Source organism: Bacillus sp. MHSD_36 (assembly GCF_030757775.1).
Classification (GTDB): domain Bacteria; phylum Bacillota; class Bacilli; order Bacillales; family Bacillaceae_G; genus Bacillus_A.
In genome coordinates this window covers 124,429-133,846 of record NZ_JAVBIS010000007.1, presented here as the reverse complement: position 1 = coordinate 133,846, position 9,418 = coordinate 124,429, and the positions used below count along the sequence as shown (strand labels likewise).

The 9,418-nt window shown below is 34.6% G+C and carries 12 protein-coding genes and 1 other annotated feature; of the genes, 2 read left to right on the top strand and 10 right to left on the bottom strand.

Annotation, left to right across the window (positions count from 1 at the left end):
• The 3 genes from Q9B79_RS23070 to Q9B79_RS23060 all read right to left on the bottom strand — a co-directional run.
• Positions 1-447 (bottom strand): SH3 domain-containing protein (locus tag Q9B79_RS23070; protein WP_306187982.1); only part of this gene is annotated, 447 nt, incomplete at its 3' end.
• A gap of 342 nt (positions 448-789) precedes the next feature.
• Entirely contained in the window at positions 790-2,220 is a 1,431-nt protein-coding gene (gene proS / locus Q9B79_RS23065) for a proline--tRNA ligase (protein ID WP_306187981.1), read from the bottom strand.
• A gap of 47 nt (positions 2,221-2,267) precedes the next feature.
• Positions 2,268-2,474, bottom strand: a binding site (T-box leader).
• Positions 2,475-2,567: 93 nt separating this feature from the next.
• Positions 2,568-2,861 (bottom strand): YesK-like family protein, encoded by a 294-nt coding sequence (locus tag Q9B79_RS23060; RefSeq protein ID WP_142337452.1) that lies wholly within the window; start codon positions 2,859-2,861, stop codon positions 2,568-2,570.
• A 155-nt stretch (positions 2,862-3,016) separates the two neighbouring features.
• On the opposite strand from Q9B79_RS23060, the gene Q9B79_RS23055 reads away from it, so the two are divergent.
• Positions 3,017-4,330 (top strand): alkaline phosphatase family protein, encoded by a 1,314-nt coding sequence (locus Q9B79_RS23055; protein ID WP_306187979.1) that lies wholly within the window; start codon positions 3,017-3,019, stop codon positions 4,328-4,330.
• Between the two features lie 108 nt (positions 4,331-4,438).
• Positions 4,439-5,722, top strand: a complete 1,284-nt coding sequence (locus Q9B79_RS23050) for an MFS transporter (protein ID WP_306187977.1) — start codon at positions 4,439-4,441, stop codon at positions 5,720-5,722.
• A 73-nt stretch (positions 5,723-5,795) separates the two neighbouring features.
• Here Q9B79_RS23050 and Q9B79_RS23045 read toward each other — a convergent pair whose 3' ends face one another.
• From Q9B79_RS23045 to Q9B79_RS23015, 7 genes are all read right to left on the bottom strand, one after another.
• Positions 5,796-6,047 carry a helix-turn-helix transcriptional regulator gene (locus Q9B79_RS23045; RefSeq protein WP_002078892.1) on the bottom strand — a complete coding sequence of 84 codons (252 nt, stop codon included), beginning with the start codon at positions 6,045-6,047 and terminating at the stop codon, positions 5,796-5,798.
• Between the two features lie 55 nt (positions 6,048-6,102).
• Positions 6,103-7,335 (bottom strand): MFS transporter, encoded by a 1,233-nt coding sequence (locus Q9B79_RS23040; protein ID WP_306187976.1) that lies wholly within the window; start codon positions 7,333-7,335, stop codon positions 6,103-6,105.
• 66 nt (positions 7,336-7,401) lie between these two features.
• Entirely contained in the window at positions 7,402-7,983 is a 582-nt protein-coding gene (locus Q9B79_RS23035) for a TetR/AcrR family transcriptional regulator (protein ID WP_306187974.1), read from the bottom strand.
• An 80-nt stretch (positions 7,984-8,063) separates the two neighbouring features.
• On the bottom strand, positions 8,064-8,207 hold the full coding sequence (locus Q9B79_RS23030; RefSeq protein WP_000817976.1) for a hypothetical protein: 144 nt from the start codon (positions 8,205-8,207) through the stop codon (positions 8,064-8,066).
• 80 nt (positions 8,208-8,287) lie between these two features.
• A complete protein-coding gene (locus tag Q9B79_RS23025) occupies positions 8,288-8,542 on the bottom strand; it encodes a hypothetical protein (protein WP_071729602.1) in 255 nt (84 codons plus the stop codon).
• A gap of 13 nt (positions 8,543-8,555) precedes the next feature.
• Positions 8,556-8,870, bottom strand: a complete 315-nt coding sequence (locus tag Q9B79_RS23020; RefSeq protein WP_071729604.1) for a thioredoxin family protein — start codon at positions 8,868-8,870, stop codon at positions 8,556-8,558.
• Between the two features lie 10 nt (positions 8,871-8,880).
• Entirely contained in the window at positions 8,881-9,252 is a 372-nt protein-coding gene (locus tag Q9B79_RS23015) for a DnaJ family domain-containing protein (protein ID WP_071729606.1), read from the bottom strand.
• Positions 9,253-9,418: the final 166 nt, after the last annotated feature.

The following is a 9,418-nucleotide window of genomic DNA, read 5'->3' as shown; positions in this document are numbered from 1 at the left end:
ATTTGCTTTTCCTAGTACCGTTACTTTTTCATTTTTTTGAACGTAGCCAATCATTGAACTACCTAAAACCGGACTATTACGTACATTCAAACGAGTCGCCGTAACAATTCCCTCTTCTTTTTGTCCATTATTAATTGTTAATTGTTGTTTTTGTTCAACGCTTGGATTTTCACTTGAAAACCCCAAAAATTGTAATGCGACATACCCTTCTTTTCCATTATGAGAAATTTTTGCCCATTCTTTTTCCTGACTTAAAACTTGTACACTGGTTCCTTGTTTTACTGTTCCTATAACTTTCCCTTGAGTTGTAGGTTGTTCACGTATATTTAAGTTTGTTGCATTTACTGTTGCTAAATTATCACTTTCTGCAAAGGCATGAGTCGAAATAAAAGATGCTGCTGTCGCTAGAAATGTACCTGTTATTATTTGTTTTGTTGTTTGCTTCATATTTTTATAAGAATATAGGAAATCCTATATTCTTTAGCCTCCTTTTTTTATCCGTCTTACTATTAATCTTAACATATCATTTCGATATATATATTCCGAATATCTAAATACAAACATAAAAATTGTGAACATCTTTTTTCTATACAGTTTTTTGCATAAAACTCTTTTTCCTATGCAATATTACATTGGTATGTTATTGTTTATTCGCCGTAAAAATGCAAAATAAAAACCAATATCCTTCCATCTAAAAAATACATGAAACAAATATAAAACTAAAAAGGACTTTGGATTGCATTTTATTATGCAATCCAAAGTCCTTTGTTTCATCTATAAGAAAGAGTCTTAATACGCTTTTCCCCAATACACCATTTGCTTAGCTTCTTTACCACAACAAATACATTCGTCAGCTAAATGCTCTTGCTCAAAAGGCATACATCGAGAAGATACTCCAACTTCTTCTTTTAGTTTCTCTTCACACGCTAATTCTCCGCACCACATTGCCTTAATAAATCCCTGTTTTTCATCGGCTACTTTTTTCATCTCTTCGAAATTCGCCGCACTATACGTATTCTCATCGCGGAATACTTTTGCCTTATTAAATAAAGAATGATGAATTTCCTCAAGTAGTGCTGGAATACGTTCTTCTAATTGATCCATTGATATACATTCTTTTTCTTTTGTATCTCTTCTTACAAGTACAACTTGATTCTTTTCAATATCTTTAGGACCAACTTCTAATCGAATTGGAATGCCCTTCATTTCATACTCATTAAATTTCCAGCCTGGTGTTTTATTACTAGCATCTATTTTTACGCGCGCAACCTTTTGAATATGTCCTTGTAACTCTGTTGCTTTCGATAAAACTCCTTCTTTATGCTGAGCAATCGGTACGATAACAACTTGCACCGGTGCGACTTTAGGAGGCATTACAAGCCCATTATTATCACTATGAACCATAATAAGTCCACCTATCATTCTTGTTGATACTCCCCAAGATGTTTGGTGTACATATTGCCACTTACCGGTACGATCTAAAAATTTAATATCAAATGCTTCAGAGAAATTCGTTCCAAAGTTATGGGATGTTCCTGTTTGAAGTGCTTTTCCATCATGCATTAAGCTTTCAATTGTATAAGTTGCCTTTGCGCCCGCAAATTTTTCTTTTTCTGTTTTTTGTCCTTTAATTACCGGTATCGCTAAGTAATCTTCACAGAAAGAAGCATATAGATTTAAAATATTTAATGTTTCAGCTTGCGATTCTTCTGCCGTTTCATGAATTGTATGACCCTCTTGCCATAAGAATTCCGTTGTACGAAGGAATGGTCTCGTTGTCTTTTCCCAACGAACTACTGAACACCACTGATTATATAACTTTGGCAAATCATTATACGATTGCACAATTTTTGAAAAATGCTCACAGAATAAAGTTTCAGATGTAGGGCGTATACAAAGTCTCTCCGCTAACTTTTCATCCCCGCCATGCGTCACCCATGCTACTTCAGGAGCGAATCCTTCTACATGATCCTTCTCCTTTTGCAATAAACTCTCTGGGATAAACATTGGCATATACACATTTTCATGACCAGTTGCTTTTAACTTCTCATCCATCACTTTCTGCATATTTTCCCATAAGGCATAACCGTACGGGCGTAGAATCATACATCCTTTTACACTTGAATAATCAACAAGTTCTGCTTTTTTTACAATATCTGTGTACCACTGTGCAAAGTCCTCTTCCATCTTTGTAATCGCTTGTACTTGTTCTTTTGCCATAGTAAGTCTTCCTCCTTCTAGAAAATACAAAAAAGCCCGCATCCCTAAATAGGGACCGAGCTTTGCCGGCGTTACCACCCTGATTCATGCACAAAAATTGCGCATGCTCTCTTTTTGATAACGGGAAATTCCCGCTGCATATGCAGAACGCAAAGGTAGGTTCCATATCTCCTTTTTAAGAATCTTTCAGCCAGTTGGATTCTCTCTCTGCTAAAAAGGTTGAACATGTACTAGTCCTTTTTCATCGTTATAACGAAATAAATTTGTTGATTATCATAATACAAATTCTTTTTTAAAACAATAGCTAATTTTCTCATTTTTATATATTCTTTTCGTTTTTTGCAGTTTTATACGTAGCTTTTTCTCGTGATTTTTAAAAGTTGATGGGCAATCATACCGATAAGTGTACCAAGTAGAACGAAGAAACCAATAAATCCATATCCCATTCCTTCCCATCCACCAATCACCATCATTGAAACCGGAAAGGATGCTAGGCAAAGAAGTATTAAACTAAGTGCAAATATAATATCAAACTGCTTGTCTGGAAACTGTTTCTTTAATAAATACGAAATAGCAAATACAAGGATAATCGTAATTCCGCCAATGATGTAAAAGATACTAAATCCATCTAGCCAATCCATAGTATTCCCTCCTTCCATTCATTCCCTTATACTTAATTATATGTTTAATTTTTCTGAAAATAAATAATAAATTTCCACCTTAAAATTATATTTTTATTACTAGGTATTAATAGTAATATATAAGAATAAGTTTTATATAATCAGGGGGGAACTTTATGGATAAAGCATTAACAAACCATGTCATTATTTTATCTTTCGATTGCTTATCAGCTTTAGATTTTCCTATATTACAAAAACTTCCTAATTTCCAAACATTAATAAACAAGGGCGCGATCGCGAAAAAAGTGGAACCTATTTATCCTTCTGTAACATACCCAAGTCACTCAACAATCGTTACTGGAAACTATCCTAATAAACATGGCGTAGTTAGCAATACGTTACTTCAACCTGGACGCGAGTCACCCGATTGGCATTGGTACCGAAAATCCATTAAGGGAACAACGTTATACGATGAAGCACGTAAAGCAAATTTAACAACAGCTGCCCTTCTATGGCCTGTTACTGGAAGAGCAAATATTGATTACAATTTACCAGAAATCTTTCCAAATAGACCGTGGCAAAATCAAGTTTTAGTTTCATTATTTAGCGGTAGTCCGCTATATCAATTAGATTTAAATCGTCGCTTCGGCCACATACGAAATGGTTTGTCACAACCTGAACTCGATGATTTCGTACTTGCTTCTGCTGTGTATACAATCCAATCGAAGAAGCCTAATGTCATGTTTGTACATTTCACCGATTTAGACACGCAAAGACACTATCACGGCTTTGAATCAAAAGAAACAATAGCTGCAATTCATAGACACGATGAACGGCTAGGAAAAATTATTCAAGCTTTAAAAGACAGTGACCTATACGAAGAGAGTACAATTATCGCTCTTGGTGACCATAGCGCTTTAAGTGAAAACAAAGCCATTCAATTAAATGTACTATTTCATCAAAACGGGCTACTATCTATAAATTCAAAAGGAAAATTAATAGACTGGAAGGCCTATTGTCAAAGTTGTGACGGATCTGCTTATGTATATGTGAAAGATAAGAACGATACCGATACAATTCGAGACGTACAACTACTCCTCGAAGAACTACTTCAAAATAAACAAAATGGAATTGAATTTATACTTCATGATGAAGCTGCAAAAGACTGCGGTGCCGATGGTAATTGTTTATTTATGTTAGAAGCTCGCGAAGGGTATTATTTCACTGAAAACTATAAAGGAGATTTTATAAAAGAGATTACTGAAAAAGACGTTACGCCTAGTAAAAAATATACATTTGGTACGCATGGATACTCTCCAACAAAACCTAACTATGAAACAATTTTTATCACTGCTGGGAAAGGGATAAAAAACGGCGTTACCATTCCGTATATGAGACTTATTGATGAAGGTCCAACTATCGCTAGACTACTCGGTTTACACTTAGGTGAAACAGACGGGTCCATTGTAGAGGATTTACTCCAATTGTAAAGAACTGTGTATATATGTAAAAGTTATGTAAAAATCATCACTGTTTCTCTTTTTATAATTTTTATTTTTGTACACTGTTAGTAGAACAAATTTAAGGGGGAACACTATATGAAAAAAATGTCCAGACAAGAAAAAAGCTGGATATTATACGATTGGGCGAACTCCGTCTATTCGCTCGTCATTACAACTGCATTATTCCCAATCTACTTTAAGGCAGCTGCAAAAGACGCTGGGCTTTCTGGTGCAACTTCAACAGCATATTGGGGATATGCAAACTCGTTCGCTACACTTTTAATTTCTATACTTGCCCCTATTCTCGGCACAGTTGCTGATTATAAAGGATTTAAAAAACGATTTTTCACATTCTTCTTTGGACTTGGTATCGTATTTACAAGTATGCTAGCAGTCGTCCCAACATCTCAGTGGTACTTATTACTAGGATGCTATATGCTCGCATTAGTCGGTTTTGCTGGAGCAAACATTTTTTATGATGCATTTTTAGTAGATGTCACTTCTGAAGATAGAATGGATCGAATTTCTACGCGAGGTTTCGCATTAGGCTATATTGGGAGTACTATTCCTTTCATCGGTTGTATCGCTCTTATTATTCTTGCTCAAAAAGGAACTATCCCTTTATCTGTTGGTATTGCTAGTCAAATTTCATTTGCGATAACAGCTCTTTGGTGGGGGTTATTTACAATTCCAATGCTAAAAAACGTAGAGCAAACACACTATATTGAACGTCACCCTAAACCAATTACAATGAGCTTCAAACGCCTTGCTGATACTTTTAAAAATATTAAAGAATATAAAACTGTATTCATGTTCCTAATCGCTTACTTTTTCTATATTGATGGGGTCGATACAATTATTACTATGTCCACTGCTTACGGAACAGATCTTGGTATTAGTGCAACAAATCTATTAATCATCTTATTCGTCACACAAATTGTAGCTTGTCCATTCGCTTTATTATACGGAAAATTATCAGAAACATTTACAGGTAAAAAGATGCTATATGTCGGTATTATTATTTATATCATTATCTGCACATATGCTTATTTCTTAAAAACGACACTCGATTTCTGGATTTTAGCAATGTTAGTTGCCACTTCTCAGGGTGGGATTCAAGCACTTAGTCGCTCCTATTTTGCTAAACTAGTACCTAAAGAATCGGCAAATGAATTCTTCGGATTTTATAACATATTTGGCAAGTTTGCCGCAATTATGGGTCCAGTATTAGTCGGTGTTACAACTCAATTAACAGGAAAAACAAACGCTGGTGTCCTTAGCATTATTGTACTGTTCATTATCGGGGGATTCTTACTAACTAAAGTTCCAGAAAATCATACATCCGTTACACCACCTAGTCCAAAGACTAAAACACTATAAGAAAAAGATCCTCTTCACATAAGAAGAGGATCTTTTCTATACTTTTATTAATAACGCCCCACAATGAAAGACGCTACATCTTATACAAAAATAGTTTATCAACAGTTGTTCCTAATACTTCCGCTAAACGAAAAGCTAACGCTAAGCTTGGATCATATTTATTATTCTCAATTGCATTTATCGTCTGTCTTGAGACTTTACACTTATCAGCTAATGCACCTTGTGAAATATTATTTTCAGTGCGTAATTCATAAATTTGATTTTTCACATCTTTTCTCCTAACATGTAAAATCGTTTTTACAACATTAGTATATAGTCGGTACATTTCATTGTCAAAAGATCACCGTGAAAAAAGGGGCCATCCAAGCCCCCTACAATAGCTATTTCGAGACTAATGAATTCATCATTTCCTCTCGATTAACAATATCTTCTTTTTTTATTTGCATACGTAAAACTGGACCTATTGCTAATAAAATAAGTGACATTGCTATACAAAATACGGTAACTAGTGACGTTAGTTCCTTTAACCCTCCAGCTAGTGAAGTTCCAATTAACATTGCCCCCATAAACAGTGGCAAAATTGTTCCATTTACTCTTCCAACCATATTTTCTGGTACAAGTTGAATCATAAGCGTACCGACAACGATATTAACACAAGCTAAACAAATACCTGTTCCAAATCTCATAAAACTAGTAATCCAAAATGATGTAGATATCCCTTCTACTAAAAATGACATCGCTAATATGCTCATACCAAATACAAACATCTTTTTCGGATTCACTTTTGAAGCAAAAACTGCAGCAACAATACCACCGATTAACATACCTATTCCATCAGCTGCGGCTAAATATTGAACTGCTTCCTTTTCCATTCCAAGCCGTTCTATTACAAGAAACACTTCTAATGGATTCGTTAGTCCAACAGCTAAGCCCATAATGGTGAAAGTGATCGTAATCATACGTAAATTTTTCGTATGAAGAACATATTTCCACCCTTCTTTTATATCATTTTTTAATGAATCTCTCGCCACTTGCTCTTTTTCAACCCATTTTGGTAAGAATGAAAGGGCGATAGCAGATAACAAAAATAAAATGATTAAGCTATATAGTGACGTAAATAAACCAAGTTGTGTATACACAAGCGATCCTACCACTGGTCCAAAAATCAGAAATAATGACTGTAATGTTTGGTTAAATGCAATCGCATTTGCTACCTGTTCCTCTTTTACGTAGCGCTTAAATATACGAGAAGATGATGGCTGAGAAAACTGACCTACAATCGCGGAAATGAGTGTTGCAAAGAATATAGCCTGCCAATAATCTAGCTTTAGCAACAAGACAATTCCTATAATAGACAGTACGCTTAATACATCTCCAGCAACCATCGTTCTTTTCGGATTCCAGCGATCCGCTAGCGCACCACCGATAAACGAGAAAATAAAAATAGGTGCATATTCCATAACCGATAACAATGAAACGGAGACTGGATCATTATTTGTTCGCTCCATTATGAAATATAGGAGGGCCATATTTCTAATCCAAATTGCAAATTGTTGTAAAATATCAGATGCCATAACGAGCATAAAGGCTCGGTTTTTAAATAAAGCGTTCATTTTCATTCCCCTTTCATAAACCGACCGTTCGGTCTAACTTATTTTGTAAGAAAAGCAACTGACCTATTATTCAGCTGCCATTCCTTTTAACAATACATCTATTGCCTTTTTATAAATACGTTTCAGCTCTTTATAATCTAACTCGTAGTAAAGTACCCCAAGCCCTGATAATAATCCATGCACAATATACATAAGATCGCGCGTATTATCTTCACGAAACTCTCCAGACTGTATGCCTGCTTCAATTAGTTTCTCAAACATAACATATGATTCTCTAGTTAAAGCTAGTAGTTCATCCAAAATCTCTTTACTTACAACTTGGCTCATAGAGAATTCCTCTATTGCATTTGAAATTGGTTGCTGTATGTCCTCTACATGATATTCTGCGAGACCATATAGTTTTTCAGTATTCGTACTATACAACTTTTCTTTTTCATTCCATTTTTCAAGCCAATCATACGTATGCTGTTTTACTACAAATAAAAATAATTCTTCTTTACTTTTAAAGTGATAATAAATACTTCCTTTACTTCTCTCTGTAATTTCACAAATCTCTTCCATAGATGTAGCTGCATAGCCCTTCTGTGAAAACAGACTTTCTGCTTTATATGCAATTTCCTTCTTTATTTCTTCTGCGCTTCTTCTCATATTTACACCTCTTTAAACCGACCGTTCAGTCTAATAATAACAAATTAAAAACCCCTATTACAAGAGGCTATATTTCTTATTTAAGAAAACGTACTTTCAAACCATGTTCGAATCATATGTATTATTCCGATTTTAAATCCTAATTTAACAAGAAATACGCCTCCCGCAGCTAATAAAAATAACATTACTTTCCCCTTGTTTTTCACTTTCGGTTCCCTTTTCATTCCCATTCTCCTTAGTACGTTAAAATAGTTAATCAAACGTTTGTTTAAAAAGAAATACGCCTATATAAGGCGCATTTTCATCAATCACCGCCACCTCCGCCGCCATCGCAGCTGCCTCCGCTATCTCCACCGAAAGATCCTCCGCAATCATGTGAGCCTCCATCGTGCGAGCTATCATTATCAGATCCAGCAAAGAAAAATAATGGTGATGAGTTGTTAGATGAATTATGAATGTTATTTTGTTTCGTAAGATTTACCTTCTTTTTGTTTGATCGAACTGCTGTTACAATTATTCCAACTACAACAAATAATAGTATGAAAATAATAAATTCCATATAAAAACCTCCCTTAATCTTCGAATAATTGAATGGTTCTTTCTAGATTTTCAAGTGAAATAAAGCGTGATTCACGAAGAATTTCTTTTCCATTATAAAATAATAAAACGGTTGGTCCTGTAAATACTGCATATCGCCCCGCGATTTCTTGCATGTCTTGTAGTAATATTTCTACTTTCTCTACATAATCATAATTCTCTAATACGCAATTTACTTTTCTTAACATAACATCACAAACACCACAATTTTCCGTTTTAATAAAGAGCAGTACTAATTGTTGTTCTTCAATATATGTTGCTAATTCTTCTATCGTTTCAAATGTATTCATCTTATCCCTCTTAGCGTAATTTACGAAATACTTTATCCTGATACATACGAAAAGCCGAACTATCTTTAATCTTTCTCTTTTCCATTACCTGCTGAAAACGCAGCATTTTTGCTGTTAACTCTTCTTGTAATTTTTTTCTCTCTGCTTCATCATAACAGCACGCAATTAAATCTTCTATTTTTAATATATCTTTTTGTAGTTCCATTTCTGGTGGAATCATGCCCGCATTTTTTAAAATTTTATAACTCATTCTCAGTTCTGGAGGTACCGTTGAAAGGTCTTCTAATTGTAGTGGTTTTCCTTTTCCCGGAATATGATCAAGATCTCCATTCCGTATTGCTTGGCGAATTTTTTCTTCAGCAATGTTCAAAAAGACATCCACACCATTCGCTCCTTTACATATTTTTACTATTATTTTACATGATATTTTCTCATCCCGCTACGCTATTACAAATTGACTTCATACAATTTTTTCTCAAATTTAATTACAAGAAGCCTTTTCCTCCCTAATCAATATTTTATTTCCATGTGTAATCTGTATTAGAGCC

What these genes read in the sequence shown, in the direction of transcription:
- Q9B79_RS23030 (WP_000817976.1), bottom strand. Translation starts at nt 8,207, where the DNA reads ATGAAAAGGGAACCGAAAGTGAAAAACAAGGGGAAAGTAATGTTATTT.
- Q9B79_RS23045 (WP_002078892.1), bottom strand. Translation starts at nt 6,047, where the DNA reads ATGTACCGACTATATACTAATGTTGTAAAAACGATTTTACATGTTAGG.
- Q9B79_RS23025 (WP_071729602.1), bottom strand. Translation starts at nt 8,542, where the DNA reads ATGGAATTTATTATTTTCATACTATTATTTGTTGTAGTTGGAATAATT.
- Q9B79_RS23050 (WP_306187977.1), top strand. Translation starts at nt 4,439, where the DNA reads ATGAAAAAAATGTCCAGACAAGAAAAAAGCTGGATATTATACGATTGG.
- Q9B79_RS23040 (WP_306187976.1), bottom strand. Translation starts at nt 7,335, where the DNA reads ATGAACGCTTTATTTAAAAACCGAGCCTTTATGCTCGTTATGGCATCT.
- Q9B79_RS23055 (WP_306187979.1), top strand. Translation starts at nt 3,017, where the DNA reads ATGGATAAAGCATTAACAAACCATGTCATTATTTTATCTTTCGATTGC.
- proS (WP_306187981.1), bottom strand. Translation starts at nt 2,220, where the DNA reads ATGGCAAAAGAACAAGTACAAGCGATTACAAAGATGGAAGAGGACTTT.
- Q9B79_RS23060 (WP_142337452.1), bottom strand. Translation starts at nt 2,861, where the DNA reads ATGGATTGGCTAGATGGATTTAGTATCTTTTACATCATTGGCGGAATT.
- Q9B79_RS23035 (WP_306187974.1), bottom strand. Translation starts at nt 7,983, where the DNA reads ATGAGAAGAAGCGCAGAAGAAATAAAGAAGGAAATTGCATATAAAGCA.
- Q9B79_RS23020 (WP_071729604.1), bottom strand. Translation starts at nt 8,870, where the DNA reads ATGAATACATTTGAAACGATAGAAGAATTAGCAACATATATTGAAGAA.